The sequence below is a fragment of the Variovorax sp. P4_B11 genome (assembly GCF_056402355.1).
In genome coordinates this window covers 1-26,973 of record NZ_JBFUHO010000049.1, presented here as the reverse complement: position 1 = coordinate 26,973, position 26,973 = coordinate 1, and the positions used below count along the sequence as shown (strand labels likewise).

Here is a 26,973-nt window from a genome sequence, read left to right as displayed (position 1 = left end):
CGAATTCAAGCGCTTGTTGAAGGATGTGGGCGGTACGCTGGTGGCGGAACCACCGTCGGCAGGAAGTCCGGCGTTGAAGAAGCAGCGACGCCTTGGCTTTGCCGGTAGTCCGCCGGTGTCTTCCCGGTCCAGCGCTTGAAGGCGCGGCCACGCAGTGCCTGCGCTTTGGCGCCTTCGGCAAGTGAGATTGGCGGCTGCGGACAGTTTTCCTCTCCGGCCGCAGCTTAATCTGCAACCGAAAGCAAACACAATTATTACTTTCTGTATGGTTCCTGCGACCGAAGCCGTTGCGGGTGGATTCGTTGCGCGCAAGACCCACCCGATCTTTTCATGCGGCGCGAATCGAGCGACGCGTTGTGGAGCGATTCGATGAACCATCTGGGGCACCCGGGCGCAAGCGGATCGCGCTGGTCATCGGCTCGGGCAGCGTCAAGTGCGCGGCCGGCATCGGCATCCAGAGCGTGCTCGAGCGCGAAGGCTCCGAGCTCGACATGGTGGTCGGCTGCAGCGCCGGGGCGATCTACGCGGCGGTGATGGCGGCACGAAGCCGCCCTGGCGGCCGAGATGACCCGCAAGCTGTGGACCAAGGAAGTGGCGAACAAGCGCAACACGCGCGCGCTGCTGCAGACCGTGGCGCCGCGCTGGCTGCGTTTCGACAAGGCGCCCTGCTGGGCTACACCGACGGCGTGGTGGAGGCGGCCGGCACCGAAGGCGCGTTCGGGGAGTCGCGGCTGCTGGAGTCCCTGCGCGACCTCCAGGGTTCGTCCGAAGGTCTGCTGCAGCGGATCGAGGCGGCGCTCGACGCGTTCAGCGAGGGTGCGGAAGCCTCGGACGACATCACGATGGTGGCGCTGCGGCGAAGCGGATCGGCCGAGGGCCCGTGGGCCTTCGAGGTGCAGCCGGGCGCCTGCGCCGACCGGGCCGGCAGCCTTGCAGTTCGACGCAGTTTCGGTCTTTAGAATGGGCCGCCACGAGTTGAATGGAGCTTCCTTTGCGCATTGCCACCTTCGCCTTCGCCGCCCTTGCCGCGGCTGCCACGCTCCCGGCCTTCGGGCAGGTCAACATCAACATCAACGTGCCCGGCCTGGTGCAGATGGCGCCGCCGCCTCCGCGCTATGAAGTCATGCCCGGACCGCGCCCGGGCCAGGTGTGGGTGCCGGGGCGCTGGGTCTGGAACGACCGGGATTACGTCTGGCAGGCCGGGCGCTGGCAGCAGGATCGGCCCGACTACGTCTACGCGCCGGGCCGCTGGGTGCAGGCGAGCGGCGGATGGCGCTGGGTCGACGACCAGTGGAAGCCCGGCAAGCCGCCGAAGGAGGGCAAGCACGGCCATGGCCACGATCAAGACGACGATGGCTACCACTGCCCGCCGGGGCAGGCGAAGAAAGGGCGCTGCTAGCCCGCCTTTCACAGGCAGCCCGCCGCCCTCGGCGGCGAGACGCCGGACATCCTGCAGCGCGTGGCCTTCGAGATGCCAGGTCGCCGGTCGAGCGCATGAGTGCCTTCGCCGCCGAGCGTGGCTGGCGCCACCTGCGCCTCTATTCCTCTGGCGGCAACCGCCCGATAGACAGCGCACCCGACCCGTCGGGGCGCCCGCGAGCCAAAGCCAGCGCCGCCATTTCTCGCTGATCGTACGGTACTGAAGCAGTCCGACACTGCCCGGGTTGACGACCAGTCGCCCGCTGGACAAGAGGGCAAAGTCAGGGCGTTGGCGGCATCGAGCGACAAGCGGCTTGCGAGTCTCCCGAATGTGCCGACCCTGGAGGAGCTTGGCGTCAAGGGCGTCGACATCCCGGCCTGGTCGGGGCTGTTCGCCCCGGCCGGCATGCCGCCGCCGTCCGCACAAGCGCTGCAGCGCGATGTCGCGACCGCACTGCAAGGGGGCCCGAGTACCTCGCCCACATGAAGATCCTGGGCACCACCGTCGTGGCCTCTACGCCTCAGCAGTTCTCTGCCTACGTTTCATCCGAGACCCAGAGATACAAGAAGCAGTTGGCGCCGCTCGGCATCAAACTGGACTGAGTTCGGGAATTGGAGGATCCGATGACAAGCGAACTGCGCGATGACATGCTGATCGATTGGGATGTTCCCATCCGGATGAGCGACGGATTGGTCTTGCGAGCGGATGTATTTCGTCCGAACCGGGAAGGGGCGTACCGCTTCAGCCGCTGATGAACATGAAGGACGCGATGCGCAGCTGCGGGCCTTTCCTTCATGAAGACGATGGCGATCGGCCCGCCGAGGTATTTGGCAAGCGCTACACGCTGCACTTCGCCGCAAATTCGGCGCCCTATGTCCTGCTGCCGATCATCCCGTCGGCTTGAGAACGGCAGGAGGGCGCAATCCGAGGCCGAGTTCTTGCGCGCCGGTCGCAATCAGCGGCCGCCGGTCGCGAGTCTGTCGAAATCGAGGTCGAGCTTGTCCAGCGACGCCGTGATCTTGGCTCGCCTTTCCTTGATCCATTCGCCCTGCCGTGACAGCTTCTGCCTGGATGCCGACAACATGCGCTCCATCTCCGCCGGCTGGGGCCCACCGGTCGACATGCGATGCTTGACGATGGCGACGGGGTCAAGCGTGGATCGAAACTCCGCTTCGTTCAGGGGCAATTCGGCGGGATGGCTGGAGCCGCTGACAGCGTCCGCGTAGATGCGTTTCGCTTCGGCGTAGGGGAAGTCAAGCGGCTTGAGGTCATGCGCCTTTGCGTAGTCCACGACTTCGGAAGCGAAGTGATGTCCGACGCGGAAAGGCAGTTTGTACTCGCGCATCAGTACATCCGCCAGTTCCTGCGAGGCCGTCCAGTCGCTGTTGAGTTCCTCCAGTGCGCGCTCGGGGCTGACGACCAGTGAGTTCAGGATCTTGTCCCAGCTTTTCAGGAGGGCAATGGCGCCGTGGACCATCGCACTGTTGGCTTTGACCTCTTTGGGGTCACTCATGCCAGGGGTGATGTTGTGGGCCTGGATCACGGTACCCATTGCCAACGAGACCGAAGTGGATGCATCGCGCCGCGTCGTGTTGAGAAGCCCTGGGTTGCGCTTTTGCGGCATTGCGCTCGAGACGTAGGTATTGGAGCCGCCTTCTTCCAGCAAGATCCAGGGACGCGGCTGGGCGTACTGAGTCATGATGTCCTCGACGAAATGGCCGGCGTGGAGGGCGATGCTGGTCACGATGGCGCTGACTTCGACCGGCTGTTCCGTCGAAGAGATCTGCGCGGCATCGTAGGCGTTGTCGACGATCGCCGCGAAGCCCAGATAGTCGGCCATGCGGGTGCGATTCAGCGGCCAACTGGTGCCGCTCAAGACCGCTGTTCCCATGGCCGATCGGTCGATTCGCACATAGGCTTCACGGATTCGCTGTGCGTCCCGTTCGAGCCCCGCTGCGTGCCCCAGCAGGTAGTGCCCGAAACTGTTCGGTTGCGCAGCCACGCCGTTCGTGTAGTTCGGGACGATGGTGTTGACGTGTTTCTCCGCGAGCTTGACCATCGAGCCGGACGTCTTGTTCAGTTGGTCGGCAAGGTCGAGCATGTCGTCACGCAGGATGGCGGCGCGGTAGGTGGCATGCATGTCCTGGCTGGAGCGGCCTGCGTGGAGCAAAGTCACCTCCGGGCCGGCCGCGGCAATCAACAGCGGTTCGAACGTGATGACGCTGGAAGGGCGTTTCGCGCCGGGTTGGCTGCCATCCTTGAGGACCTTGTTGATGCCGGCGGCGACGCGGGGCGCCATCGCTGTTTCCAGCAGTCCTTCATCCGTATTGATCACCGCCGTGGCCTTGTTCATCTCTCCCAGCCAGAAGAACTCATCACGGGCGGGGGCTTGCTGCGCAAAGCCGGAGCCAGCGTGAACCGTGCCGGCCAGTGCCAAAGAGAGGATTGCGAGTCTCATTGCGTTCCCTGGGTTTGTACAAGTCAGTCGGCGTACACGCCGGCGGTCTTGATATATGAAGAAGTCTCAATGCCGTGCGCCGAGTTCGAACGCCGGTTGGCTGGCGTCACTGGAAACGAAGGCCAGTACGCCGCCATTGAAGATGAACTGACCCGGCCGGCCGGCGTCGACCTGCACCACGCCGGGCACAGGCGTGTCGTAGCTGAGCGCGGCGGCCGCACCGCCAAGGTTGAAAGCGGCGCCCGCAACCGTGGCTTCCCGGCTGTGGCCCTGCACGCTCGCGACCGCGTAGCTGCCATCGGCCGCGCCGGACGCCAGGCTCTGCTGCGGCGCGAGTAGGCGCATGCCGTGGCTGCCGTCGCCGTTGCGCACCAGGTGCAAGGGAAGCGGACTGCCGTTCACGAGGCCGATCACCATCGAGCCGGACAATGTGCCGCCGCTGGTGGCGGCACCGCCGGTGGGCGAGGTGGTGAAGACATCGAACGCGCCGCGCGCCGCGACATAGTTGAGGTATCCCTTCTCCGTTTGCGTGCATGCCGGGTCGTAGACCATGGCGCCGCCGCTGGCTGGGTCGCGGCAGTACTGGAAGGTGCCGGCGTTGCGCAGCCGCACGGCGGCCGCATTCGCAGCGGCCGCAGCGCTCGCGGACTGCTGGACACCGGCCGCATTGGCGATCATGGCCACCGGGTTGAACACGGTCGGCGTGCTCTCGTTGCCGAAGGTGTTCTGGAAGGCGAGCAGCGGCACGTGGCCGCCGCCCGTGGGTGCAGACACCCCGCCGTGCAGCACGCCACCGCTCGCGAAGGTGAAGACCGCACCGGCCTCCGCGCTCGCGTAGCTGCAGCGGCCCTGCGGCAGCAGGGTGCCGCTGCGCTGCGTACCGGGAGCGCGCAGACCGGTGGCCTCGAGCGTGACGGTGTAGGCGAGCGTGGCAGGGTCGATCTGCACGCTCAGTTCCTCGCCCAGGGTGTCACCACCCTTGTAGCGGGTTGCGGCGGCCGGCAGATGGGGGCATGCCAGCGGGTCGCCCGTCTCGACCACGCAGCTGAAATTGACCGCCGCGTCCAGGCTGCCGCTGCCGCGGTACTTGGGCCAGGAGGGGAACTGGCACAACGGCCGCGTGCGGCCATAGGTGCCCGCAACCGCGTCCACCGCCACCCCGGTGGCCGGCGCCAGCTTGTTCTCCACCCAGCTTTCCAATGCGGCCAGCGAGTCCCAGTTGGGAATGAAGACGCCGGTGCCGTGGCCCATGCCGGGCACGGTGTAGAAGCGCACGCCCTGGTCGACCGCAGACTGGCCGACCGTGGCAATCAGGCGCTGGAAGTAGTCGATGGTCGAATTCGGGCTGATGACCTCGTCGGCCAGGCCATGCAGCAGGATCAGCCGGCCGCCGCGCGAGAGGAAGGGCCGCAGGTCGGGGTCGGTGGCGTCGGTGATGGCCGACACATCGGCCACACGGGCGGTGTAGGGGCCTGGTGCGAGCGGATCGAAGCCGAGCGAATCGAAGCCCGCCATCCGGGTGACGAAGAACTTCACCCACTGGTCGCCCGTGACGTACATGTTGGCGTCGGCCGAGGTGGCCGGATTCGCAGGAACCGGCCGGGTGCCGAGGTCGCGCGTGGTGAAGGGACCGGCGACGAGCGCTCCCTCCAGCAGGTTGTAGCCGCCCGCGCGCCGCACCCCGTGGGCCAGGCTGTAGCGCGCGAACTCGAGCGGTGACTCGATGGTGCGCACGGTCGCGAGCTGCGCGTCCGACAGGCAGTCGTTGCCGGTGTCGACGCCACCGGTGCAGCGCAGAGAGGCCAGCAACTGCGCGTTGAGCAGCCTGCAGCTCTCGACGTTGCTCACGATGCCATCGGCCGCGCCGTCCAGCGTGTCGCAGGCCTGCAGCGCTGCCTTCTGCACCTGGAGCGTCTTGGCGACGTTGAGCCAGCCGGAGCCGCCATTGGCATAGAGCGCGCGACCCGCCGCGACGTTCGACAGGCGCGTGCCGGTGTAGTTGAGCGCCGGCTCGTTGGCGATCACGCCGTCGTAGTCGCCAGGCCAGCGCTGGATATAGGCCAGCGCATCGCGCCCGCCGGTCGAAGTCCCGAGGAAATAGGCCTTGCGGGGCGTGTCGCCGTAGTACGCTTGCACCAGCCATTGGGCCGCGTCGCGGGTCTTCTTCAGCGACTGGCCGCCGTAGTTGGCCAGCGCCTCGTCGTCGGCGGCGAAGCTGCCGTCGGTGATGCTGGAGGACTGGTGGCCCGAGTCATCCCCATAGGTGGCGTAGCCCAGTGCCAGGGGCGCGGGTTTGTCCGCCGGACCGAATCGGATGGTCTCGGTGCCGTCGATCAGCCGGCCGTCGAAGCCGCCGCCGCCGAAATGGATGGTCTTGCGGTTCCAGCCCTGCGGCAGATTGAGCGCGAATTGAATGCCGGGCGAGGCTGGATTGACCGGCTGGATCGTGCCGCGCAGCTTGCAGTAGGCCCCGAACAGGTTGCCCGCGTCGCCAGCGGCAACGGCCTTGGCTTCGGTGACCGTTCCTCCGCCCGTGGGCAGGCCGAGGACCGAGGCCGGGATGCGCAGGCCGCCGAGATCGGCACACGACAGGCGAGGCGCCGCAGCGTCGGGCGAGGGCGCCGGCGCGTCGTCTGCCGGGTCCGACGCGGCGATCGTCGCTCCCGGTGCGGAAGCAGCGGTCAACGGCAGGGCAGCGAAGCCGCCACCGCTGCCGCCGCCGCCGCACGCGGCCAGAACGGTCAGGAGCGACGGCAGGCAGAGCACCACGGCGGCGCGCCTGACGCGCGGGAACAGGGCTCGGCAGCCAACGAGGAGCGATGAGTGCATGGATTTGTCTCCGGAGAACGCGGCCTTCGGCGGCCGACGCGTGGTGGGCGCCGACGATATGAGCGTGGGTGACTTGGCGTCAAATAAAATGAAATGGCACTTTCGATACGAAAAAAATATGGAGACAAATCCATGGACATGAGATCGCTGCGCTACTTCGCGGCCGTCGCCGAGACCGGCCACATGACCCGCGCCGCCGAGTGCCTGGGTATCCAGCAGCCGCCGCTGAGCCAGCAGATCAAGGCGCTGGAGCGCGAGTTGGGTGTGCAGCTGTTCCGGCGTCATCCGCGCGGCGTCGCGCTCACCGACGCGGGGCGGTTGTTCCAGGCGGAGGCGATCCGGCTGCTGGATGACATGGAGGCCATGCGCTTGCGCATGAAGCGGGTCGCTGAAGGACAGGCCGGTGTGCTGCGGGTGGGCTTCACCAGTTCAGCGGCTGCGCATCGCTTCGTGCCAGATGCGCTGCGCGCCTTCCGCCATGCCCATCCGGGCGTGGAACTGCAGCTGCGAGAGGCCAACGCGGCCGAACTCACCGAGGCGCTGGCCGCGGGACGGCTGCAGGCCGCGTTGCTGCGGGTGCCGGTGGTGCGGCCGGACGGCCTGGTGTTCGATACCCTGCTGCGCGAACCGGTGGTGGCGGCGCTGCCGGCCGACCACGCGTGGTCAGCGGCAACCGCGGCGGCCCGCGCACCGGCTTCGCGCCGCCGTCTGCGCGCACTCACGCTCGCACAGCTGTGCGAGGACAGCATCATTCTGGTGCGACGGCCGGGCGCACCCGGGCTGTACGCCGACCTTCTCGCGCTCTGCCGCGCCCAGGGCCTGTTGCCGCGCGTGGTGGCCGAGGTGGATCGCATGATGACCAACCTCAATCTGGTGGCGGCCGGGGTGGGCGTGTCGGTGGTGCCGGCCTCGATGGCCGGCGTGCACGCGCACGCGATCACCTACGCCCCGCTGGCCGGCTGCGACGCCTTGGATGCACCGCTCACGCTGGTGTGGCGCGAGAGCGAAGACAGTCTGCCCGCACAACGATTCGTCGCGCTGCTGCGTGCGCGCTCGGTCGCATGACGCTGCGACGGCGCGAACTCTTGACCCAGGGGCTGGGCGCTGCGGCGCTGGCCGGTTTCGCGTGCGTCCACGCCGAGTCCAGGCCACCATCGCGCGAGCGCGCGTGGCCGACCCGGCCGCTGCGGCTGATCTTGGTCTATCCGCCCGGCGGCGTGAGCGATGCCATGGCACGAGCGCTGGCTGAACCGCTGGCGCGTGCGCTCGGCGTACCGGTGCTGGTGGAGCACCGGCCTGGCGCGGGTGGCAGTGTGGGCATCGAAGCGCTCGCGCGTGCCGAGCCCGATGGCCACACCCTGGCCTTCTCGGCGATCAGCCCCTTGACGCTTCAGCCCTTGATTGCGCATGGGGCCCGCGACCCACTGCATGCGGTGCTGCCGGTGGTCAGCGTGATGCGCACGCCGGTGCTGGTGGTGGGCACACCGGCCTTCGAGGGGCGGCGTTTCGAGGACGTGGTGACGCTGGCGCGCGCCCGGCCCGGCGCGCTGAGATGGGCCAGTTCGGGCGTTGCGACAACCGGCCACCTGGTGCTCGTGCAGGTGCGTGTGCTCGGTGGCGTGGCTATCACGCACATTCCGTATCAGGGAGGCGGGCCGCAACTCAACGATGCGCTGAGCGGGCAGTTCGAGCTTCTGTCGACCAACGTGGCTGCACAGCAGCTGCGCCATATTGCCGACGGTCGCCTGCGAGCGCTTGCAGTGGGCGCCCCGGTTCGGCTGCCCGCACTGCCCCAGGTGCCTACCTTGGCCGAACTGGGCTTCGCGCCGGCCAACCGCGATTCGCTGTTCGGCATCTTCGTGCCGGCGCGCACACCACTTCGATTCGTGTATCGGCTCAATGCCGAGATCAACCGCCTGCTGATCGAACCGACCCTGCGGGCACGGCTGCAGGAGGCGAACAACCTGCCGGCCGGTGGTGGTGTCGAAGACTTCATGTCCGAGATCGCGCTGGAACGCGACCGGAACAGCGCCCTGGTGTCGATCGACCGGCGCGTGTTCGATTGATCCAGGCCGGGTGTACGAGGATGTTTTCACCCGCCGCTGGAATCCCGAGTGGGAAGAATGGCTGGCGGACAGGTCGGTGCCGTTCGCGGATCGGCTGAAACGCTACCTGAAGGACTACGCGCGTTTCGTTCTTCGGGGCGAGTGGGTGCGAATCTTCATCTATGCCGGCCTGAGTCGAGGCGGCATCAATCAACAATACCTGGCCCGCCTGCGCGAGCGCCACTTCATGGTCATCGCCCGCGAATTGCGTCACAGCTACAAGATCCCCGAACCGCGCGATGCGCAGGAGGAAGATGAGGAAGTCGAGTTGATCTGGGCCATGCACTCCAGCGTCTTCTACATTGGCGTGCGCAAGTGGGTCTACGAATTGCCGACGCCGAAGAATCTCGATCGGTTGATCGACATGCGTGTCGACGCCTTCATTGCCGGCGTTCCTGTCGTGCTGAGGGCACAGCGCCACCGCTGAGCGGCGACGAGGCCGACTACGGCGTGGTCCACCTGATCGGGATCGATCGCCGCGATCCCCAGGGTTTGGTCGACTACCTTGGTGACAATGCTGAAGAAGGCCTGCACGGCAGCGCCGCCGTCGATCACCTTGCGTTACTGGCGACGGACCTGAGCGGCATGCATGAGCGCCTGCGTGCCGCGAGCCTGGCTTTCCGCGAGCGCACGGTGCCGAGCCTCGGACTGCATCAGGTGTTCGTCGAGGATCCTTCCGGCGTCACGATCGAGCTCAATTTTCCCGCAACGCAAGCGCTGCCGTTGCGGCAAAAGATGACGGACGCGTCTGCAATCGCGGACTGACCGGCCTGGAGGGGACAAACATGAAGGCGCATCAAGCCAAGAAGGCAGTCGTCGTCGGTGGCTCACTCGGTGGATTGTTCGCGGCCAACCTGCTGCTGCGCGCCGGCTGGGACGTCCATGTCTATGAGCGCGTCGCGCAGGCGCTTCAGGGCAGAGGGGCCGGCATCGTGACGCATCCGGAACTCCTGAGTGCATTGACGTCCGCGGGTATCGTCGTGGACGAAAGCATCGGCGTGAAGGTCACGCAGCGCGTTACGCTGGCGAAGGACGGCACGGTGATCGGCCTGCGCGACCTGCCGCAGACGCGAGAGATGGCGCAGCTGTATCGAACGCCAGAAGTCCTCATGAAGGAAACAGCGGTCTTTCCGGAACGGCATTGACCGAGCGAGGACGGTCTCGATGGCCATGCCTCTCGGGCTCCGAGCGAGCCGTTCAGGCGGCGTCCCGGAACCTTGCGGCCAGCCAGTCGATGAAGACCCGCAGCCGGGCCGAAAGATGTCGTGCGCGCGGATAGAGCACGGACACCGGTAACGGAGCCGGTCGCCAATCCGGCAGCACCGGAACCAGTGCGCCGCGCTGAAAATCCGCCTCCAACCGGTAGCGAGGCGCTTGAATCAGTCCCAGGCCGGTTCGTGCCGCCGCCGCGTACGTCTCGGCGCCATTGACGGCAACGGCGAACGGCAGCATGACTTCGCGCCCCTTGCCTTCGACCACGAAGTCCAGCGGCAGCACGCTCCCCGTAGCCGACGAGCGGAAGCCGACCATGTGGTGGCCGACCAGTTCGTCGATCGAGGCGGGCATGCCGTGCCGCGCGAGATAGCCGGGCGATGCGCAAGTGATCTCGTCGAGCGTTGTCAGGCTGCGTGCGACGAGATCGCTGTCGACCAGCCGGCCGACGCGCAACACGCAGTCCACGCCTTCGCGCACCAGATCGGCGTAGCGGTCGCCCTCGCTGATCTGCAACTCGATGTCCGGGTAGCGGGCCAGGAACTCCGGCAGGTGCGGCACCACGAAGTGGCTCGCCAGCGTGCCGTGGACATGGACGTGCAGCAGTCCGCGCGGCTTCGCGCCCACGAAGGCGCTGTCGGCGTCTTCGACTTCGGCGATCACGCGCAGGCAGCGCTGGTAATAGGCCTCGCCGTCCAGCGTCGGTCTGACATGGCGGGTGGTGCGCTGCAGAAGGCGAACGCCGAGCCGGGCCTCCAGCGCCTTGATCGCATCGGTGGCCGAGGAGCGTGGCAGGCCGAGGTCGTCGGCCGCTTGCGTAAAGCTGCGGCACTCCACGATCCGGGTGAACACGCGCATGGCGTCGAATCGATCCATTGTCCGAAATATCGAATAGTGATGACGATTTATACATGATTATCTTTCTTTAGCGTACAGATATCGTTGCACCCAACCCGTCGATTTCCGGCGGAAATTCAGGAGCAAGCGCATGAACAACCTCCATCAAAAGATCGATCCGGCCCGCAAGGTCGCCCTCGTGACCGGTGCAGCTGGCGGCATCGGCGCCGCGGTTTCCGAGCGCCTGGCGCGCGATGGGTTCGCGGTGATCGTCAACTACGCGGGCAGTGCGGCGCGCGCCGAGGCGCTGGTGCGCAAGATCGAGGCCGAGGGCGGTCGCGCCATCAGCGCCCAAGCCGATATTTCGGACGCCGCGGCGGTGGTCCGGCTGTTCGATGCCGCCGAGCTCGCTTTCGGCGGCGTCGACGTGCTGGTGAACAACGCAGGGATCATGAACCTGGCGACCATCGCCGACAGTGACGACGCGCTGTTCGACCGCCAGATCGCGGTCAATCTCCGCGGCACCTTCAATACCCTGCGCGAGGCAGCGCGCCGCTTGCGAGACGGCGGCCGCGTCGTCAACCTCTCGTCGAGCGTCACGACACTGCTGCAGCCGACCTATGGCGTCTACGCCGCCACCAAGGCGGCGGTCGAGGCCATGACCGGCATCCTGACCAAGGAACTGCGCGGCCGAGGTATCACGGTGAACGCCGTCGCTCCCGGGCCGACCGCGACCAAGCTGTTCCTTGACGGCAAGCCCCAGGAAATCATCGACCGCCTGGCAAGGGCGGCGCCGCTCGAGCGCCTGGGCCAGCCCGAGGATATTGCTGCGGTCGTGGCGTTCCTGGCGGGACCGGACGGGGCCTGGACCAACGGCCAGACGCTGCGCGTCAACGGCGGCATCGTCTGAAGCGGGGACCCGACTTGTCGAGAGGTATCGCTGTGTCCACTTCCATCATTCTCGTCACCGGCGCGTCTTCGGGCTTTGGCCTCATGACCGCCCGTGCCCTGGCCCAAGCCGGGCATACCGTCTACGCATCGATGCGCGAAACGCAGGGCCGCAATGCGCCTCGTGCGGCCGAGCTTGCCTGGTGGGCAGCCGAGCAAGCGGCGGATCTGCGCACGGTCGAACTCGATGTGCAATCCGACGCGTCCGCCGAGGCCGGGGTGGCCGGCGTCTTGCGGGAGGCGGGCCGCCTCGATGCCATCGTGCACAACGCCGGGCATATGGTGTTCGGTCCCGCCGAGGCGTTCACGCCGGACCAGTTGATCCAGCAATATGACGTGAACGTCATTGGTGCCCAGCGGGTGAACCGTGCCGCGTTGCCGCACCTGCGCAAGCAGGGCAAGGGGTTGTTGGTCTGGGTCGGCTCCTCGTCGACACGCGGCGGCACGCCGCCTTTCCTGGCGCCGTATTTCGCGGCAAAGGCGGCGATGGATGCACTGGCCGTGTCCTACTCGACCGAACTGTCGCGCTGGGGCATCGAGACCACCATCATGGTCCCCGGCGCCTTCACCAGGGGCACCAACCACTTTGCACATTCCGGTTCGCCAGCAGACAAGGATCGTGCCGCCGAGTACGAATCCGGCCCCTACGCCGGTGTGGCCGAGCAAGCGCTCAAGGGGTTGGCGGGCCTCGAGCCGGCGGATGCCGATCCGGCGGAAGTGGCTCGCCAGATCGTGCGCGTGGTGGACACGCCGATCGGCCACCGTCCGTTTCGCGTGCACGTGGACCCCTCACAGGACGGCGCCGAGGTGGTCAACGCGGTGGCCGACCGCATGCGTCGCGAGATGTACCGGGCCATCGGGTTGGAGGATTTGCTGGCGCCACGCATCCATGCGTGAGATCCCGGCGACAACGAGCCTGTCGGGCGCCAGTTCCCCGGAAATGCAGGCGGCTGGCGCAGCCTGCGACTGCGTCGCAGACCCGCCGGGGGGCGCTCCGGCACGCGGTGGAGGAGGCGCTGGCGAACCCGTCTATTGTTGATCGATCGAACAACGATAGGCTGGCGCCGTGCCTCTTGTCGACGCGCGCTCGCTCAAGCAAAGTCGGTTGATCTCGAGACCTGCTCCCAGGCGTCGATTTCCGCGCCGAGGCTGGCCAGCTTCTCGCGCACCAGGTTGACGGCATCTGTCCCGAGAAGCAGATGCGCCGGCGGATGATCCGAGTCGACCAGTTGGAGGATGGCCTGTGCCGCCTTGGCCGGATCGCCCGCCTGCTTGCCGCTGCGTGCTTGCCGGGTCGCCCTGATGGGTTCGAAGATCGCATCGTATTCCGGAATTGAGCGCTCGACCCGGACCATGGATCGCCCGGCCCAGTCGGTGCGGAAGCCCCCTGGCTCGACCGCCGTGACGCGGATGCCGAAGTCCTTCACCTCTTTGCCCAAGGCTTCGGAGATGCCCTCGAGGGCGAACTTGCTTGCGTGGTAGAAGCCCAGCCCCGGCATGGTGATGATCCCGCCCATCGAGGTGATGTTGATGATGTGGCCCGAGCGTCGCTTTCGCATAGAGGGCAGTACGGCCTGGATCATTGCGACGGCACCGAACACGTTGACTTCGAACTGCTGGCGCAATTGGTCAATGGTGGATTCCTCGATCAGTCCCTCGTGACCATAGCCTGCGTTGTTGATCAGCACGTCGACGGCTCCGACATTGCGTTCCACCTCGGCCACCACTGAATTGACGGCGGCCGCGTCCGTCACGTCGAGAATCCTGGCAAAGGCGCGGCCGGGTTCGAGCGCCTCGAATGCGATGCGGGCATCTTCGTTGCGCACGGTGCCGACCACGCGCGATCCGGCAGCCAAAGCCGCCTGCGCAAAGGCGCGGCCGAAGCCCGAGGAGACGCCGGTGATAAGGAACCCCTTGGGGGCGACTGAGGACATTGAGAAAACTCCGGTTGTGTAGGTGTCTGTTGAAGGTAGCTCAGCTTGCCGGCCGCCAGCCGGCACTGACGGGCATCAGATTCCATCCTTTGGAAACAATGGATGCCCCATGCGAGAGGAAGTCCTTAGCATCGGCTCCATGGGGACGATGGCGATCAATCCGCACATCTACAAGCGGCTCAAGTACGACCCGTTGAAAGACTTCGAAGGCGATCGGCACCGGCCGGCGTGCCCAAGGCCAACCTGGATCGCCTGTCCTCCGCGCTGGCCACGGCGATGCAGGCACCCGACATCAAGGAGGCGCTGGCCGCGGTCGGTGCCGATCCGCTTTACAAAGGTCCGAGGGACTATCGCGCGTTCATTGCGGCGGAAAATCAGACGTGGGGCAAGACGGTGAAGGCGGCAGGCGCCGAAGGAACCGAATGAGGACGATCGTCGGAAGTGCAATCAAGTCGAGGCGCAGTACCGGATCGAACTCAGGGCTCGGCGACTGCGTCGCGTTGCAAGCGGTCAGCTGCCCCGGCCTTCTTTCCGAACGGCGTGATGGATGTCGGCGGCGAGTGCCATGAGAGGTCCGGAGAGTTCGCGCGCGACGGATTGCATGCTGTCGGTTGTCGACACACTGGCGTTCACGACGTAGATCGACCCGTCTGCGGTACGGATCGGCGTGGCGAGCGCAACGACCTCGGGCTGCCAGGCGGCCACGCAGTAACCCTGTGAGGCGACCGCCTCGATGGCACGCGTGATCTCCACGGAGATCTGGCGCCACTGCGATGGACGCCGGCGTTTGAAGATTCCCATCAACACTTCGCGTCGTGCCTCCTGAACGGTGGCGAGGTACGCCCGTCCGAGCGAGGTGAGTTCCATCGGCACGCGCTGGCCCGAGACCACCGAGCGCAGGGATACCCGGCGGTTGTATCGAATCGATTCCAGGTAGATCATCTCGTCGCGGTCGGGGGCGGCCAGTCCCACGTTGATCTTCCGCTTCTCGGCCAACGCCCGCATGCGCGGCGCGGCGGCATGAAGAATGGATGAGCCGGTGCGCATGGCGTGCGCCAGGCTCAGGACCGCTGGCGCCAATCTGTAGCCGCGCTGCAGAGGCTCCGCCTGCAGCATTCCCGTGCCCACCAGCGTTTGCGTGAGCCGGCTCACCGTGGAGCGCGACAGCCCGGTGCGCTCCGCCAACTCCGCGTTTCCCAGCAGTTCCGAGCCGGGGCGGAAGGCCCGCAATATGTCGATACCGCGTTCAAGCGAGCGGTTCGCGGGCGAGATACCCGGCTTCTCGTCCAGGGCAGACGTCATGCGTGCCATACACCATCCTCGAAGGCTGTGAATTCCATTGTTTGGAATCATGGGAGTGTATTGCGTGGCGAGCTTCCTGATGCTTTCGACATCGTGAATGTCGCGGGTTGCGCATGGTGCCGGCTTCAGAAGGTGGCTAAGCCGTGTGCAGTTCACACGGTCCCCTGCATCACGGACCGTCGATGCTCGCGACGGCGAGCTTGCCGCCTCGCACGGTCACCAGTTGCAGCGAGGTGTGTGCATGGTTGTGCTCATCCATGGCGTAGTTCCCTCCCAGGATCGACGGATAACGGGAGGTCTTGAGCGCCCGTTGAATGCTGGCCGGTGCATCCGAATCCGCCCGCTGAATCGCATCGGCAATCACGAGGGTCGCTTCGTAGGCGAAGAACGCTCGCTGATTCGGCACCATGCCGTACTTGTTGCGGTATGCCTGCATGAAGTCCTGCACGCTGCGGGCGTCGAGAGCGCCGTTGAAAACGGTCACGCTCTCTGCGTGATCGAGGCCGCCTGCCGCGATGAACTGTGGCGACACCGTGGTCAATGCCGACTGCAAGTCGATGCGGCCGGCGAGAGGGACGTGTGCGCTTGCCTGGTAGGCGCGGAAGAACGGCACATTCGAGGCGCTCAGCAGGCTGACGATTCGATCGGGAAGCGCGGCATCCAGGCGAGCGACGATGGCCGTCAGATCTTGGCTGCCTTTCGGAACGATCTCCGTCGCCACGATCCGGATACCCGCAGCGGCCGCCGCCTCTTCGGTTGCCGCCTTGTTGGCAAGATGGAAGTCGATATCGTCCGCGATGACCGCCAGGGTGTGGACGCCTTGTGCCTTCAAGCGCTTCATCACGGCCACGGCCACATCGAGGTCCGACGGACTCGTCTTGAAGACGTAGTCGTTGCCGCCGACGCCGGCGGCGTCCACGAACTCCTGGCCCGTCGAGATGTCGATCACCAACGGCACTTTCGCGTCCTTCACGACGGGCATGATGGCGCGGGTGACTGGCGTGGACAAGGCCCCCACCATCACGCTGACGTGCTGTTGTTCGATGAGCCGTTTCACTGCCGCGACGCCCGCTTCCGGCTTCGCGCCGTGGTCGCCGTAGAACGCCTCGACGCGGCGGCCCAGAAGGCCGCCCGCGTCGTTCACGCGCTGCAGCGCCAGTTCGACGCCGAATTGCTCGCTTTGACCCCGGTCGAAGTTCGGGCCGCTGAGGAGGGTCGTGACCCCGATGCGCACCGGCTCGGAGGCCGCTGCCGGTGTTGCGGCGAACAGCGCCATCGCCAGGGCCGCGGCGGAAATGGCGCCAACGCCGCCGCCGCGGCGGCACGTGCGCGAGGCTGTCGCGGCTTGCCGCGGAGGCACCGCAGCATGTTCAGGCTTGGACATCGATCACCACCTTTCCGAAATGCAGCCCTTGTTCGACGTGCGCATAGGCGGCCTTCGCTTCCCCGAAAGCAAACGTCCGGTCGATGGCGGGCTTGATCCTGTTCACATCGACAAAGCGCACCAGGTCCTCCAGCATGGCCCGACTGCCGGCCGTGATGCCCGCCAGCTGCTTGGCCCCGGCGATGAGGGCGCCGGGTTCGATCAGCACGCCCCCTGCGCCCGCAACGCGGCCGATGACCACCACCGTCCCGCCCGGCCTGCATGCCTTCAGCGAGCGCGCCAGCGTTCCTTCGCCGCCCACTTCGACCACCCGATCGACGCCCTGGCCATCCGTCAGGCGCAGCACTTCGTCCTGCCATTCCGGCGTGCTGCGGTAGTTCACCGTGGCGCGCGCGCCGAGTTTGCGCGCGCGCTCGAGCTTGCCGTCCTGCGACGAGGTGATGATGGGATAGAGCCCCGCTGCGTGGGCCAACTGAAGGGCCCATACCGAAAGCCCGCCGGTTCCCAGGAGCAGCACCTTTGCGCCGGGCTTCAAGCGGCCTGCGCCGAACAGCGCGTTCCAGGCCGTCAGGCCGGCACAGGACAGCGTGGCGGCGCCGTGGTCGTCGAGAGTGGCTGGAGCCAGCACGAACGACTCTTGCGAGGCGACCATTTCGCTGGCCAGCGTGCCGTCCATCTGTGCACCGAATGAAACCGCCGTCTTGGCGGGAGCGATGGAGCCGTCCAGCCAGCGGGGGTAGTAGGTCGTGATGACGCGATCGCCCTCCTTGAACCGGCTGACGTCGGTGCCCACCTGCACGACCTCGCCGCAGCCATCCACCAGCGGGACCAGCGGCTGCCGGGGGGCACTGTAGAAGGTGCCGCGCGCGAAGCTCAGATCACGCGCGTTCAGGGAAGCGGCTCGAACATGGACGCGAACGTCCGTCGGGCCGAGTGGCTTGCTCCGAAGTTCGCGACGTTCGAGTCCGGCTATGCCGGCGCCCGCCTGGATTTGATAGGCCTGCATCGAAGATCCTCAAGGTTGTGTTTGCCGCCGGGCGCGACTGGCGTCGAAGGGGCAGAGATTGCGATCCCGAGCGCATCGCCGCTGGCCCGTCGGTCGCGTGTCAGCTCTCATAGACCGCGCGTCGAAGTGCCATGGGGAAACCGCCAGTCATCCCGGCCACGGCCGTGTTCGTCAATGCGACGAAGCTGAGCTTCTCAACCGGATCCACCCAGAAGTTCGTGCCGTACACGCCGGACCAATGCCAGGTGCCGGCCGTCACCGGCGAGCGGGCGGCCGCCGGATCCCTCAGGACCGCCACGCCGAGCCCCCAGCCGAAGCCGGGGCCGGCCGCGCCGACCTGCAGGTTGCCGATCGCATTGGCGGTCATCGCGGCCGCGGTTTCCGGTCGGATGATGCCCGCGCCGCCGGTGCGTATCGCCTCGGCGAATCGCAGGTAGTCCCGGGCCGTGCCCACCATGCCCACGCCACCTGAAGGGAAAGCCTTGGGATCGAAGGCGCGCGCGGGCGAATAGACGATCGCGCTCTGCCCGAACTTCAGCGAAAAGCTCTCCGTCATGCGTGCGGGCTGTGGGGCCGCGTCGCCATAGGGCGCTGCCAGCACGCTGCCCGCCGGGGCCGCGAACTCGACGCTGGACATGGCCAGGGGGTCGGTCACGATGCGGCGAATGGCTTCGGGCAGGCGCGTGCCGGTGACGCGCTCGATGACGGCCCCCAGCACGTCGATGGCCACCGAGTAGTGCCAGCTGGTGCCGGGCTCGAAGAGCAGCGGTGCCGATGCGATCCGCTGGAGGTTTTGCGCCAGCGTCAGGCCGGAGGCATCCAGGCCGTCGGATACGCCGAGCCGATGGTAGGGGCCGTCGGGGACTTCCAGAAAGCCGTAGCCGAGTCCCGCGGTGTGCGTCAGCAGATGGCGCACTGTGATGACCGGCTCGCGCCCGTCGGCCAGCTTCGGGCGAAAGTCGGGCAGCCAACGCGTGACCGGGTCTTCCAGGCGAAGCTGGCCGCGATCCTTCAGCGCGAGCGCCGCCACGCAGACGATCGGCTTGGTCATCGATGCCAGGCGGCAGAGTTCGTCTTCCGCCATCGGACGCCTGGCCTCCCGGTCCGCGAACCCGGCGGCGCGCTGGTACACGATTTCCCCGTCCTTGGCGGCGATCAGCGTGGCGCCGACGATCCGGCCGGCGTGCACGGCGTCCTGGATCGCCGCGTCGACGGCGTCGGCGCGATTCCATCGCGCCCTGGCCGTGGGCAGCGCGCGTTCGGTGGCTCCAGCGGCGTCCATGAGCGCAACCGCCAGGCCGCCGATGGAAGCGGTGGCGAGCAAGTCGCGTCGCGACAGTGTCATGGAGGGCGTCTCTCTCCTCGGCGTGTTCATTGCTTGCTGGTTCCTGCGGGCCAAATGGTTTACGGGCACAGGCCGTGAGACTAGATCGCCGCTCGTTGGTTGTTAATATGCTGATTTGTTGATTCAGTTCCTACTGAGAGTGGCAAGTCGGCATGCTCGATCGCATCACAGGAATGCATGTGTTCTCCCGTGCCGCCCGCGCGGGATCGCTTTCCGCCGCAGCGCGGCAAATGGCGTTGTCGCCCGCGATGGCCGCCAAGCACGTCGACGCGCTGGAGGCGCGCCTGGGCGCGCGCCTGTTCCTTCGCAGCACGCGCAAGCTCTCGCTCACCGAGGCGGGACAACAGTACCTGGAGACTTGCAGCCGGCTACTGCCCGAGTTGGAGGAAGTGGAGGCCGCGATCGCCTCGCAGCGCACGGAAGCGTCGGGCCTCCTTCGGATCAATGCGCCGTTGTCGTTTGGCGCGCGTTACGTGGCGCCGATCCTGCCGGCCTTTTTCCGGCAGCATCCCGGGGTCACCGTGGACCTCGGGTTGAACGACCGCGTTGTCGATCTGATGGAAGAGGGGTGGGATTTGACGATCCGGGTAGGACCGTTGAAGGACAGCCGCCTCGTCTCCCGCAAGCTGGCTGACAGCGCCATGGTCGTTTGCGCGGCCCCCGGGTATTGGGCCCGGCAGGGGCGCCCGGGGCGCTGGGCGGATCTGCAGGCCCACAACTGCCTGAGCTTCTTGTTGTCGAATCTGTCGCGCCCGGACGAATGGCGTTTCGGCAAGGGGGCGGACAGGGGCGTTGCCGTCAAGGGAACCCTGCGCACCAACAACGGCGACGCGCTCGTCGCGGCCGCTGTCGCCGGGCTCGGGGTGCTCTACGAGCCCGAATTCATCGTGGCCGACGCGATCCGGCGGGGCGACCTGGAGTGCGCTGCGCTCGATGCGGACACGGCGGATCTCGGCGGCATCCACCTGGTGCGCGCGGCGGACCGGGCGCCCCCGGCGAAAGTGCGCGTCATGAGCGACTTCCTCTTGGCGGCGTTCAATCCCAGCCCCCCGTGGGCAATTCTCTGACCGGCCGGCCGCCCCGTCCGGCGCGGTCAAGCCGCGGCCATGCGGCCGGACCACGCCGGGATTGCGTGCCGCGCGAGCGTGTCATGGGGGCCATGACGACCGGTGCGAAGCCTCGTGGCGGCCGAATCGGACCGGGGTGAACAGTTTGGCGCTGACTGGCATGTTCGAACCGGTCAGGCCTTGGCCAGCGTCTCGTCCAGCCAGTCGAAGATGGTCTGGTGCGCCCGATACATGGCCCCCATGTGGCAATGCTCGCCGGCCCCTTCTGCCGATGTCAGCGTCACCAGGTGCTTGGGTGACTGAAGCGCGGCATGGATGGCCTGTGGCTGTCCTTTGAGAAACTGGTCGTTCTCGGCATCGAGCACCAGCGTGGCGGCCTTGATGTTGCCGGCGACGTCGGCCAGCGTATAGCGTTTGCTCATGCGAACGAACGCGCTGGGCGAGGATGTGCCGAAGGTCCACATGCCGTTCTGCATCGCCCATCGGGCGGCGGTCTTGCCGGCCATGATCATCCGCAGAACCGCGTCGGCGTCGCCATCCTTCTGGTCGTGGATCCAGGACAGGAGGAAGGGAGGCAGCATGTGTTCGAAGGCCGCATGGAAGTCCAGGATGCCGTCGTCCAGAATGATGGCGGCAGGGCGATGGTCGAAGGCGGCCGCGCGCGCGACCAGATAGCCTCCCAGGCTGTAGCCGAACAAGGCAATCTTGTCGGCATCCACTTCCTTGCGTGTCAGGGCAAAGTCGATGACCGGGGTGATCACTTTTTCCCAATCGTGGCGGAACCTGAGCTTCGATTTCCGGAGCGCGGCGCCTTGGCCGGGGCCGTCGAACGCGAGCACGTTGTAGCCGCGGCGCAATGCCGCAGCGCCGACCGCGACATACGACTCTTCCTGCGTCGAATCGAAGCCGTTGTTGTAGATGACGGTCGGCCGCGGCTCGCCGGACTTGTCGGCCAGGAACAGGTAGCCGGGCAATGTCGTGCCCTCATAGGGGATCTCGACGACCTCGAATGGCGTGTCGAGCAGTTGCCCGGCCTGGATGAAGGTCTGTGTCGAGCGGCCGGACAGCCGGGCGACGTCTTCGTCGTCCACCGGCTTGGCTCGCTTGAAGAACTCCGCGGTTCGATAGTAGTTCGAGGCCCGCAAGAATGCTTCGCGGGCGCTGACACGATGTCCCGCAGCCAGCGAGCTCTCGCCGATCTTCGCCGCACGGTCGGCGGTGGCTTCCCATTGTTTCAGCCACGCGGCCTCGTCGCCTTCGGGGATGGCGCGGGCGGTCACGATGACCTCGCCGAGGTCGGCGCCGCCGTAGTTGGCGAAGCCTGCGGTGCGCAGGGTTTCAAAAGAAAAAGACTCGTCTTCGAACAGAAACTTCACGGGTGTTCTCCTGGGTGCAGATGGAAAGAAAAGAGGGGTCGGGTCATCTCGCGGCGACGGACCGGGATTCGTGGAACAGAAGTTGATCGCCAATGCTTTTGCCGCGGTCTCGCAGATGCCTGCCGACTGCAAGCTGTTGCGGCTCCCAGCGGGCCAGTGCCTGGTCCGGATCGTCGGGACAGGTGTTGAGTGCCGCCAGCAGCGAAAGCGCATTGGCGGCGGCTTTCGAGGTGCTGGCAGCCGTATGCGGGCGAGGGATCGAGGCGGCATCGCCGATCAGGATGACGCGCCCATCGACCATGCGATCCACCGCAAGATCGCGAATCGCCTGGGCAAAGGGGTGTTGCGTGGCCTTGACCACCGCACGGAATGGTGCCGGCAGCAGCGCGTCGGCCTCGCGATAGACGTGCTCGCGCCACCCATTGCCAAGTGCTCCCTCGGGAATCGAGTCGCCCCGGTAGCGGCCGTTGGTGTCGGTCATGATGTCGTGCAGTTGCGCGTCGTCGGCGACGCGGTACCAAACCCAGTTGTAGAGGCGATGACCTGGGCGCGTATCGTTGCCACTGCCAGGCACGAGGTACCCGAGGATGTGCGACCCGCAGTTGCTGGCGAAGCCGAAGTCGCCGTGCAAGGCGATGCGGGCGACCTCCGGCATCTCGTCTTCTGGCACCAGGCCACGCCAGGCCAGGTACCCGGCATAGCTGGGCGCCATCCCGGGCCACAGCAGATGCCGAACGGTGGAGTTGCCTCCGTCGGCACCGACGAGGAGGTCGCCGGTCTCTTCCGCGCCATCCTCCAGGATGGCCGTCACTTGCCCATTCTTCTCCCGCCGGATCTCGATCAGCTTGCTGGCTTGGTGATAGTGTTCCTCGCCGAAAGCACGGCGCAAGGTCGTGTAGATCAGGGACCACGATGTTTGTGTCTGCGGTGCCAGATGCTTGCTTTGAACGGTGCCGTCCGGGCGGAACACCGTTCGGGCTCGCGACCTAACGCCGAGTTCGATTTGCCCGATGTCGATGCCCGACTGCCGAAACGCTTCGATGACTTCGGGCTGAAGGACGATGCCGCCGCCACGACTGTCGAGATCACGCGGCGATCGTTCGTAGATGTCGACCGTCCATCCGGCGCGGCGCAGCAAGTTGCCGACGAAGAGTCCGGCGAGCGAACCGCCGATGACCAGCGCGCGTCGCTGAGCTGTGGCCTGAATGCCCATGGCCTATGCGCCTTGACCGTCCGTGGCGGTCGCATTCAGATGGGTCGCCGCAATCGCCTCCCGCAGGAGTTGGGGCGATTGCGCCCCGGTGACCACGGTGCCCGCGATGTCGAAATGGGGAACACCACGAATTCCGCGCGTCAGGCCTGCCCGTTCCAACCGACGTACCTGTCGTTGGCCGCGCCGCCGGCCGATCGCCTGGGACAGCCGGCGGTTTGCCAGCAGGCACCAGGGGCAGATGAAGTCCGATGTGACGTCGATGGTGATGGGCATGGTGACCTTCGCTTCGACGCACTTTAATTCGTTGCGGCCGAGGTGATAATCGGTTGAAGTTAACTAATTGCGTTGCGAAAATTGCAACGATTGACATGGACGCATTCGCCGCGCTCAAGGCATTCGTGGCCGTCATCGAGGAAGGCGGGTTCGCGCCGGCTGGCCGACGCATGGGGGTTGCCACGTCGTCGGTCACCCGTCAGGTCGATGCGCTGGAGGGCAGTCTCGGCACGCAGCTTCTCAATCGGTCGACGCGAAGCGTGACCTTGACCAGCATGGGCGAGCGCTATCTCGAGCACGCGATCCGCATCCTGGGCGACCTGGAAAATGCCAATCTCGAGGTCAGCGAGGCAGCGGGCCCACCTCGCGGATTGCTGCGGGTGAGTCTTCCTGTCGCGTTCGCACGCCTGCACATCGCGCCAGTGATCCCCGCATTCGCCCGGCTGTACCCGGGCGTTCGTCTCGACCTCACCCTGTCGGACGACATCGTCGACCTCGTCGGGGAGCGGATGGACCTCGCGATCCGCCTGGGCAGCGTCGAGATCCCGAGTCTCGTGGCGAGGAAGATCGCACCGCACCGGAGACTGGTTTGTGCGAGTCCGGACTATCTGGGTCAGTGGGGAGAACCGCGGTCGCCGGCAGATCTTGCCGGTCGCAATTGCCTGACCTTCTCCTACACCAGAGGCAACAGCGTTTGGCGCTTCTCGGGGCCCTCGGAGGAATCTGTTCGTGTCGGCGGCAATCTGCGCGCGAACAGTTCCGAGGTCTTGCGAGAGGCGGCGATCGGGGGGATGGGCTTGATCCTGATGCCGAGCTGGCTGGTCGGCGCCGACATCGAAGCGGGACGCCTGCGCGTCGTCTTGCCTGAATGGGAGGCCGGTCTCGGCGGCAATGGCGGCGCCATCTACGCGGTCTACCAGCCGAACCGCCGCTCCTCGAAGAGGGTCCAGGCGTTCATTGACTTCCTTGTCGAACGCTTCGGTTCTCCACCCTATTGGGACTTGCGGGGCCGCGCTTGAGTGTCGCCCTCTCGCCATTGAGTCGATGAACATCACCCTCCGACAACTGCGCGTTTTTGTGCCGTCCATGAACTTCGCAGCTGTTCGAGCGCAGCACCCGCCGGGTGGTGCCGCTGGAAGCCGCCTCTGATCTCCATCGCTACGCGCAGTTCTTCTTTCGAGTCGGCAGCCGCAGGCGGCCTTCGATTCGCAAGGCTGCTCGCAAGAGCTTGTCTGCAATGCTCTTTGTCTCGGGAATGGGAGCGTTCCTGTCGATGACGACGCTCAGGCTGCCAAGCAGTGCCTTCCCATGGTGAACGGCGGCGGCCCAGGCCATCACGTCTGTGTCGATCTCCCCGGAGGCGCGGCACACCCCGGTCGATCGGATCGCCGCCAGGAACGCGTCCAATGCCTCGAAGGCAGCCGGCAGGCCGGCTGCGCACAGTTCGGCCGCGTCTTGCTGGACGATGTCGCGCAAGATCGACGGATCCAGAAAGGCCAGGATGATCTTCGACGTCGCGCCACGATACATCGGCATGGCACGGCCACGCTCATAGCTCACGCTCACAGGGCTGAACCGTCCCGAAGTCTGGTGCACGCACATCACCTTGCGTCCATGGAGGCGACTCAGCAATACCGTGCCGCCGGTGCGGTCGGACAGGTTCTTCATGATGTCTGTCGCCGCCGCGATCAGTGGATCATCGATGCGAATCTGCCGGTCCAGTTCGACGACGGTGGGGCCCAGCACGTATTGATTGGGATTGGCCCGCTCGATCATCCCGGCCTCCTCGAGGTCCACCAGGTAGCGATAGGCAGTGGCTTGGGATACGTCCAGCAGCTCGACGACGTCGGCGACGCACAGCTGCTTGCGGCCTTGGCCGAAGAGTCGCAGCACCTGCAAGACTTTGGCGGATGTTGTCATTTTCTATCAGCTGCGCATGATCGCGGGACCCCATTGGATAGCGCAGGGTAGAGACCACCGCAGCGCGCACTTCGAAGGCTGCCTCGGGAACGGCCGTGTCGCCCGATCCGTGTTGTGCAGTTGTCTTCATTCCGGCCATCCGGGGGCCTTCTATTCCTTGACGGCTTCGACCTGAACGATCAACTGCACCTCATCGCCCACGCCCGGCAGGAAAGTCTTCATGCCGAAGTCCGAACGCTTGATCGTCCCGGCCAGATTGGCGCCGCACTCTTCTTTCTTGCTCACGGGATGCGCGCCGCAGTTGAAGCGGACGACGGTGAGCGTCAGTGGCTGGGTCACTCCGAGCAAGGTGAGCTGCCCCTGCACCGTCGAGAGCTTGTCGCCGTCGAACTGGAATGCCTGCGAGTGGAAGGTCATCTGCGGATACTTCTCCGCATCGAAGAAGGCCGGCGAGCGCAACACCTGCTCGAGGTCTTCGGCGCCGGTGTCGATGGAGGCGGTCTGCACAGCGATGTCGACCCGGCCGGTTCTTGCCGCCGTGTCGATCATGATGTTCCCGGAGGACCGAGTGAACATGCCGCTGTGCATCGAGAAGCCGAAATGGCTGATCTCGAAGCGGGGATAGGTATGCCGGGAATCGACCACATAAGCCTGCGGTGCCGCACAGGCGGCACTGGCGCCAAGCAGAGCGGACAGCAGCAGGGGAAGCGCTAGTTTCATGGAGATCTTTCCGGGGTGGGTCAAGAGTCGGCGAGAGCCAGGCGAAAGCGGATCACAACGTCGTCGGCGACCACACTCACATCCGACCACGGCCCGGCGCCGATGCCGAAGGCCAGTCGCTTGACGGGAACGGCGCCCTCGATCGTGGTGGTCTCTCCCACCCGCTTGGCGGTGAACGCAGCGACCACATCGCGGCTGATGCCCTTGATGACGACCTTGCCGGGCGCCTCGTACCTTCCACCGCCGAGGGATCTGGCGCCGGCCGCGGTGAACACCGCTTTGGCGAATTGCGGGACATCGAACCAGTCGCGGCTTTGCAGGTCGCGGTTCCAGCCGGCATCCCCGAGTTCGAGGCTGGCGATGTCGACCTCGACGCGGATGGCCGCCAGCTCGGGCTTGCTCACATCGAAAGCGACCTCCGGCGTGAATCGCCGGAAGCGCCCATCTCCGGGAACACCCGTCTGCTTGAAGCTGAATTCAAGCTGGGCGCTGTCCGCGACAACACGCTGAGCCGCCGAGGCGGGCGCCATGAGGGCGGCGGCGAGAAAGGCCGACAGGCACATGAGTCTCTTCATCTCGAAGTCCTTGGTTGAAAATTCAATTCATGCGGACGGGCCACATGCGATTCAGCGCGCCGTCCTTGTTCACGAAGTGATGCTTGGCCGCCGCCGCGATATGGAGCACAGCCAGTGAGGCCAGCAAATAGCCGAGCGCCTGGTGCAGCGATCGCAGCTGGGCGGCGAGCGCCGCATCCCTGTCGATCGCGTCGGGGATCTGGAGGGGCGCGAAACCCAGAAATACCGTGGGTATGCCGCTGGCCGATGAATACAACCAGCCCACCAGGGGCACGACCATCATCAGCAGGTACAGCACACCGTGCAAGGTACTCGCGGCGCGTGTTTGCCAGATCGGCATCGACGCAAGCCGCACGGGCACCGTGTGCGTCAATCGCCACGCCAGGCGCGCGGTGGCCAGAGCGAAGATCGTCACTCCGGTCCACTTGTGAAACGAATACAGCAAGAGCTTGAAGGGGCTGAAGGCCAGTCGGGTCATGTACAGGCCCAGCAATATTCCGGCCGCAATGAGCAGCGCCATGACCCAGTGCATCAGGACGGCGGGAATCGCATACCGCTGCGGACCGTGGGTATCGCGGGCACGCGGTGAGCATTGCGAATCGTCCAGCGATGCCTTGATGTCCATGTCCGTGCCCATTGAGAAGTGGCGGGATCATGGGCGAGGCTTCTTTGAAGGGCAACAGCACTTCTCAAATGATGAGAAGTTGCCGGGTATATCTCCGCGTGGACCGGTGCAGTCGCGGGATCGCTGAGGAATTCGCTGGAAGCTGCGACCGCGTCGCGGCGCGGTCTCAATCACGCAAGCGCTTCATCAGTCCCGCAGTCGAAGCGTCCAGCCCCTGGGTGTCGCCGCTCGCCAGGCGCGGCAGCAGGTCGCTGCACAGGGCCTTGCCGAGCTCGACGCCCCACTGGTCGAAGCTGTTGATGCCCCACAGCGCACCGCTGGTGAAGACGCGGTGCTCGTACATCGCGATCAGCGCGCCCAGGCTGTGCGGCGTCAGGCGCTCGAGCAGCAGCGTGGTGCTCGGGCGGTTGCCGGGGAAGGTCCG

Annotated in this window: 29 protein-coding genes and 3 pseudogenes; 16 read left to right on the top strand and 16 right to left on the bottom strand. The window is 66.1% G+C overall.

The features are described 5' to 3' along the window. Window positions 1-356: 356 nt before the first annotated feature. From AC1DYD_RS30810 to AC1DYD_RS30785, 6 genes and pseudogenes are all read left to right on the top strand, one after another. Window positions 357-959, top strand: a complete 603-nt coding sequence (locus AC1DYD_RS30810; RefSeq protein WP_478176543.1) for a SpoIIE family protein phosphatase — start codon at window positions 357-359, stop codon at window positions 957-959. Window positions 960-979: 20 nt separating this feature from the next. After that, complete coding sequence (locus tag AC1DYD_RS30805) at window positions 980-1,399, top strand: YXWGXW repeat-containing protein (protein WP_478176542.1); 420 nt, start codon at window positions 980-982, stop codon at window positions 1,397-1,399. 21 nt (window positions 1,400-1,420) lie between these two features. Further along, a pseudogene (locus AC1DYD_RS30800) lies at window positions 1,421-1,557 on the top strand (DUF899 domain-containing protein); the annotation flags it as partial. An 82-nt stretch (window positions 1,558-1,639) separates the two neighbouring features. Then, a complete protein-coding gene (locus AC1DYD_RS30795) occupies window positions 1,640-1,906 on the top strand; it encodes a tripartite tricarboxylate transporter substrate-binding protein (protein WP_478176573.1) in 267 nt (88 codons plus the stop codon). 137 nt (window positions 1,907-2,043) lie between these two features. Then, entirely contained in the window at window positions 2,044-2,172 is a 129-nt protein-coding gene (locus tag AC1DYD_RS30790) for a hypothetical protein (RefSeq protein ID WP_478176541.1), read from the top strand. 5 nt (window positions 2,173-2,177) lie between these two features. After that, entirely contained in the window at window positions 2,178-2,324 is a 147-nt protein-coding gene (locus tag AC1DYD_RS30785; protein ID WP_478176540.1) for a hypothetical protein, read from the top strand. Window positions 2,325-2,375: 51 nt separating this feature from the next. Here the strand turns inward: AC1DYD_RS30785 and AC1DYD_RS30780 are convergent, their stop codons facing one another. Together AC1DYD_RS30780 and AC1DYD_RS30775 are read right to left on the bottom strand one after the other, a co-directional pair. Next, entirely contained in the window at window positions 2,376-3,878 is a 1,503-nt protein-coding gene (locus AC1DYD_RS30780) for a lyase family protein (protein ID WP_478176539.1), read from the bottom strand. Between the two features lie 66 nt (window positions 3,879-3,944). Further along, window positions 3,945-6,707, bottom strand: coding sequence for a tannase/feruloyl esterase family alpha/beta hydrolase (locus AC1DYD_RS30775; protein WP_478176538.1), 2,763 nt, complete (start codon window positions 6,705-6,707; stop codon window positions 3,945-3,947). 132 nt (window positions 6,708-6,839) lie between these two features. On the opposite strand from AC1DYD_RS30775, the gene AC1DYD_RS30770 reads away from it, so the two are divergent. The 5 genes and pseudogenes from AC1DYD_RS30770 to AC1DYD_RS30750 form a co-directional block, all read left to right on the top strand. Beyond that, window positions 6,840-7,772, top strand: a complete 933-nt coding sequence (locus AC1DYD_RS30770) for a LysR family transcriptional regulator (RefSeq protein WP_478176537.1) — start codon at window positions 6,840-6,842, stop codon at window positions 7,770-7,772. Next, entirely contained in the window at window positions 7,769-8,773 is a 1,005-nt protein-coding gene (locus AC1DYD_RS30765; protein WP_478176536.1) for a tripartite tricarboxylate transporter substrate binding protein, read from the top strand. Before AC1DYD_RS30770 ends, AC1DYD_RS30765 begins: the two co-directional genes overlap by 4 nt. Continuing rightward, on the top strand, window positions 8,688-9,239 hold the full coding sequence (locus tag AC1DYD_RS30760) for a TetR/AcrR family transcriptional regulator (protein WP_478176574.1): 552 nt from the start codon (window positions 8,688-8,690) through the stop codon (window positions 9,237-9,239). The genes AC1DYD_RS30765 and AC1DYD_RS30760 overlap by 86 nt, the downstream gene beginning before the upstream one ends. Continuing rightward, complete coding sequence (locus tag AC1DYD_RS30755; protein WP_478176572.1) at window positions 9,140-9,577, top strand: VOC family protein; 438 nt, start codon at window positions 9,140-9,142, stop codon at window positions 9,575-9,577. The genes AC1DYD_RS30760 and AC1DYD_RS30755 overlap by 100 nt, the downstream gene beginning before the upstream one ends. A 20-nt stretch (window positions 9,578-9,597) precedes the next feature. Next, window positions 9,598-9,879, top strand: a pseudogene (locus AC1DYD_RS30750) (FAD-dependent monooxygenase); the annotation flags it as partial. A 130-nt stretch (window positions 9,880-10,009) separates the two neighbouring features. On the opposite strand, the gene AC1DYD_RS30745 reads toward AC1DYD_RS30750, so the two are convergent. Next, window positions 10,010-10,900, bottom strand: a complete 891-nt coding sequence (locus tag AC1DYD_RS30745; protein ID WP_478176535.1) for a LysR family transcriptional regulator — start codon at window positions 10,898-10,900, stop codon at window positions 10,010-10,012. 112 nt (window positions 10,901-11,012) lie between these two features. On the opposite strand from AC1DYD_RS30745, the gene AC1DYD_RS30740 reads away from it, so the two are divergent. Together AC1DYD_RS30740 and AC1DYD_RS30735 are read left to right on the top strand one after the other, a co-directional pair. Next, entirely contained in the window at window positions 11,013-11,771 is a 759-nt protein-coding gene (locus AC1DYD_RS30740; protein ID WP_478176534.1) for an SDR family oxidoreductase, read from the top strand. 83 nt (window positions 11,772-11,854) lie between these two features. Beyond that, window positions 11,855-12,706: an SDR family NAD(P)-dependent oxidoreductase gene (locus tag AC1DYD_RS30735; protein WP_478176571.1), complete on the top strand. Its 852-nt coding sequence runs from the start codon at window positions 11,855-11,857 to the stop codon at window positions 12,704-12,706. Window positions 12,707-12,900: 194 nt separating this feature from the next. Here the strand turns inward: AC1DYD_RS30735 and AC1DYD_RS30730 are convergent, their stop codons facing one another. After that, window positions 12,901-13,743 (bottom strand): oxidoreductase, encoded by an 843-nt coding sequence (locus tag AC1DYD_RS30730; protein WP_478176533.1) that lies wholly within the window; start codon window positions 13,741-13,743, stop codon window positions 12,901-12,903. Window positions 13,744-13,971: 228 nt separating this feature from the next. Here AC1DYD_RS30730 and AC1DYD_RS30725 point away from each other — a divergent pair, with 228 nt between their 5' ends. Further along, window positions 13,972-14,169, top strand: coding sequence for a hypothetical protein (locus AC1DYD_RS30725; RefSeq protein ID WP_478176532.1), 198 nt, complete (start codon window positions 13,972-13,974; stop codon window positions 14,167-14,169). 84 nt (window positions 14,170-14,253) lie between these two features. On the opposite strand, the gene AC1DYD_RS30720 is transcribed toward AC1DYD_RS30725, so the two are convergent. From AC1DYD_RS30720 to AC1DYD_RS30705, 4 genes are all read right to left on the bottom strand, one after another. Then, window positions 14,254-15,054, bottom strand: a complete 801-nt coding sequence (locus AC1DYD_RS30720) for an IclR family transcriptional regulator (protein WP_478176531.1) — start codon at window positions 15,052-15,054, stop codon at window positions 14,254-14,256. A 160-nt stretch (window positions 15,055-15,214) separates the two neighbouring features. Continuing rightward, window positions 15,215-16,429, bottom strand: coding sequence for an ABC transporter substrate-binding protein (locus tag AC1DYD_RS30715; RefSeq protein ID WP_478176530.1), 1,215 nt, complete (start codon window positions 16,427-16,429; stop codon window positions 15,215-15,217). After that, window positions 16,416-17,435 (bottom strand): zinc-dependent alcohol dehydrogenase family protein, encoded by a 1,020-nt coding sequence (locus AC1DYD_RS30710; protein ID WP_478176529.1) that lies wholly within the window; start codon window positions 17,433-17,435, stop codon window positions 16,416-16,418. The genes AC1DYD_RS30715 and AC1DYD_RS30710 overlap by 14 nt, the downstream gene beginning before the upstream one ends. A gap of 100 nt (window positions 17,436-17,535) precedes the next feature. Beyond that, the gene (locus AC1DYD_RS30705) at window positions 17,536-18,780 is read right to left on the bottom strand and encodes a serine hydrolase domain-containing protein (protein ID WP_478176528.1); all 1,245 of its coding nucleotides are present in this window, start codon (window positions 18,778-18,780) and stop codon (window positions 17,536-17,538) included. A 152-nt stretch (window positions 18,781-18,932) separates the two neighbouring features. Here AC1DYD_RS30705 and AC1DYD_RS30700 point away from each other — a divergent pair, with 152 nt between their 5' ends. Then, window positions 18,933-19,847 carry a LysR family transcriptional regulator gene (locus tag AC1DYD_RS30700; RefSeq protein ID WP_478176527.1) on the top strand — a complete coding sequence of 305 codons (915 nt, stop codon included), beginning with the start codon at window positions 18,933-18,935 and terminating at the stop codon, window positions 19,845-19,847. Between the two features lie 173 nt (window positions 19,848-20,020). On the opposite strand, the gene AC1DYD_RS30695 is transcribed toward AC1DYD_RS30700, so the two are convergent. The 3 genes from AC1DYD_RS30695 to AC1DYD_RS30685 are packed head-to-tail and all read right to left on the bottom strand — an operon-like array spanning window position 20,021 to window position 22,709. Next, the gene (locus tag AC1DYD_RS30695) at window positions 20,021-21,223 is read right to left on the bottom strand and encodes an alpha/beta hydrolase family protein (protein WP_478176526.1); all 1,203 of its coding nucleotides are present in this window, start codon (window positions 21,221-21,223) and stop codon (window positions 20,021-20,023) included. A gap of 43 nt (window positions 21,224-21,266) precedes the next feature. Next, the gene (locus tag AC1DYD_RS30690) at window positions 21,267-22,436 is read right to left on the bottom strand and encodes an FAD binding domain-containing protein (protein ID WP_478176525.1); all 1,170 of its coding nucleotides are present in this window, start codon (window positions 22,434-22,436) and stop codon (window positions 21,267-21,269) included. Between the two features lie 3 nt (window positions 22,437-22,439). Beyond that, window positions 22,440-22,709 carry a hypothetical protein gene (locus AC1DYD_RS30685; protein ID WP_478176524.1) on the bottom strand — a complete coding sequence of 90 codons (270 nt, stop codon included), beginning with the start codon at window positions 22,707-22,709 and terminating at the stop codon, window positions 22,440-22,442. Between the two features lie 95 nt (window positions 22,710-22,804). Between AC1DYD_RS30685 and AC1DYD_RS30680 the strand changes: the two genes are divergently transcribed. Next, entirely contained in the window at window positions 22,805-23,728 is a 924-nt protein-coding gene (locus AC1DYD_RS30680; RefSeq protein ID WP_478176523.1) for a LysR family transcriptional regulator, read from the top strand. Between the two features lie 139 nt (window positions 23,729-23,867). Here AC1DYD_RS30680 and AC1DYD_RS30675 read toward each other — a convergent pair whose 3' ends face one another. From AC1DYD_RS30675 to AC1DYD_RS30655, 5 genes and pseudogenes are all read right to left on the bottom strand, one after another. After that, window positions 23,868-24,629 (bottom strand): IclR family transcriptional regulator, encoded by a 762-nt coding sequence (locus AC1DYD_RS30675; RefSeq protein WP_478176522.1) that lies wholly within the window; start codon window positions 24,627-24,629, stop codon window positions 23,868-23,870. 150 nt (window positions 24,630-24,779) lie between these two features. Further along, on the bottom strand, window positions 24,780-25,349 hold the full coding sequence (locus tag AC1DYD_RS30670; protein WP_478176521.1) for a YceI family protein: 570 nt from the start codon (window positions 25,347-25,349) through the stop codon (window positions 24,780-24,782). Window positions 25,350-25,369: 20 nt separating this feature from the next. Then, on the bottom strand, window positions 25,370-25,912 hold the full coding sequence (locus AC1DYD_RS30665) for a YceI family protein (protein WP_478176520.1): 543 nt from the start codon (window positions 25,910-25,912) through the stop codon (window positions 25,370-25,372). Window positions 25,913-25,946: 34 nt separating this feature from the next. Next, entirely contained in the window at window positions 25,947-26,549 is a 603-nt protein-coding gene (locus tag AC1DYD_RS30660) for a cytochrome b (protein WP_478176519.1), read from the bottom strand. Between the two features lie 166 nt (window positions 26,550-26,715). After that, a pseudogene (locus tag AC1DYD_RS30655) lies at window positions 26,716-26,973 on the bottom strand (glucose-6-phosphate isomerase); the annotation flags it as partial.

Coding starts and splice junctions, on each gene's coding strand:
- AC1DYD_RS30805 (WP_478176542.1), top strand. CDS start 980: ATGGAGCTTCCTTTGCGCATTGCCACCTTCGCCTTCGCCGCCCTTGCC.
- AC1DYD_RS30790 (WP_478176541.1), top strand. CDS start 2,044: ATGACAAGCGAACTGCGCGATGACATGCTGATCGATTGGGATGTTCCC.
- AC1DYD_RS30785 (WP_478176540.1), top strand. CDS start 2,178: ATGAAGGACGCGATGCGCAGCTGCGGGCCTTTCCTTCATGAAGACGAT.
- AC1DYD_RS30780 (WP_478176539.1), bottom strand. CDS start 3,878: ATGAGACTCGCAATCCTCTCTTTGGCACTGGCCGGCACGGTTCACGCT.
- AC1DYD_RS30775 (WP_478176538.1), bottom strand. CDS start 6,707: ATGCACTCATCGCTCCTCGTTGGCTGCCGAGCCCTGTTCCCGCGCGTC.
- AC1DYD_RS30770 (WP_478176537.1), top strand. CDS start 6,840: ATGGACATGAGATCGCTGCGCTACTTCGCGGCCGTCGCCGAGACCGGC.
- AC1DYD_RS30765 (WP_478176536.1), top strand. CDS start 7,769: ATGACGCTGCGACGGCGCGAACTCTTGACCCAGGGGCTGGGCGCTGCG.
- AC1DYD_RS30745 (WP_478176535.1), bottom strand. CDS start 10,900: ATGGATCGATTCGACGCCATGCGCGTGTTCACCCGGATCGTGGAGTGC.
- AC1DYD_RS30740 (WP_478176534.1), top strand. CDS start 11,013: ATGAACAACCTCCATCAAAAGATCGATCCGGCCCGCAAGGTCGCCCTC.
- AC1DYD_RS30735 (WP_478176571.1), top strand. CDS start 11,855: ATGACCGCCCGTGCCCTGGCCCAAGCCGGGCATACCGTCTACGCATCG.
- AC1DYD_RS30730 (WP_478176533.1), bottom strand. CDS start 13,743: ATGTCCTCAGTCGCCCCCAAGGGGTTCCTTATCACCGGCGTCTCCTCG.
- AC1DYD_RS30720 (WP_478176531.1), bottom strand. CDS start 15,054: ATGGCACGCATGACGTCTGCCCTGGACGAGAAGCCGGGTATCTCGCCC.
- AC1DYD_RS30715 (WP_478176530.1), bottom strand. CDS start 16,429: ATGTCCAAGCCTGAACATGCTGCGGTGCCTCCGCGGCAAGCCGCGACA.
- AC1DYD_RS30710 (WP_478176529.1), bottom strand. CDS start 17,435: ATGCAGGCCTATCAAATCCAGGCGGGCGCCGGCATAGCCGGACTCGAA.
- AC1DYD_RS30705 (WP_478176528.1), bottom strand. CDS start 18,780: ATGACACTGTCGCGACGCGACTTGCTCGCCACCGCTTCCATCGGCGGC.
- AC1DYD_RS30700 (WP_478176527.1), top strand. CDS start 18,933: ATGCTCGATCGCATCACAGGAATGCATGTGTTCTCCCGTGCCGCCCGC.
- AC1DYD_RS30690 (WP_478176525.1), bottom strand. CDS start 22,436: ATGGGCATTCAGGCCACAGCTCAGCGACGCGCGCTGGTCATCGGCGGT.
- AC1DYD_RS30685 (WP_478176524.1), bottom strand. CDS start 22,709: ATGCCCATCACCATCGACGTCACATCGGACTTCATCTGCCCCTGGTGC.
- AC1DYD_RS30680 (WP_478176523.1), top strand. CDS start 22,805: ATGGACGCATTCGCCGCGCTCAAGGCATTCGTGGCCGTCATCGAGGAA.
- AC1DYD_RS30675 (WP_478176522.1), bottom strand. CDS start 24,629: ATGACAACATCCGCCAAAGTCTTGCAGGTGCTGCGACTCTTCGGCCAA.
- AC1DYD_RS30670 (WP_478176521.1), bottom strand. CDS start 25,349: ATGAAACTAGCGCTTCCCCTGCTGCTGTCCGCTCTGCTTGGCGCCAGT.
- AC1DYD_RS30665 (WP_478176520.1), bottom strand. CDS start 25,912: ATGTGCCTGTCGGCCTTTCTCGCCGCCGCCCTCATGGCGCCCGCCTCG.
- AC1DYD_RS30660 (WP_478176519.1), bottom strand. CDS start 26,549: ATGGACATCAAGGCATCGCTGGACGATTCGCAATGCTCACCGCGTGCC.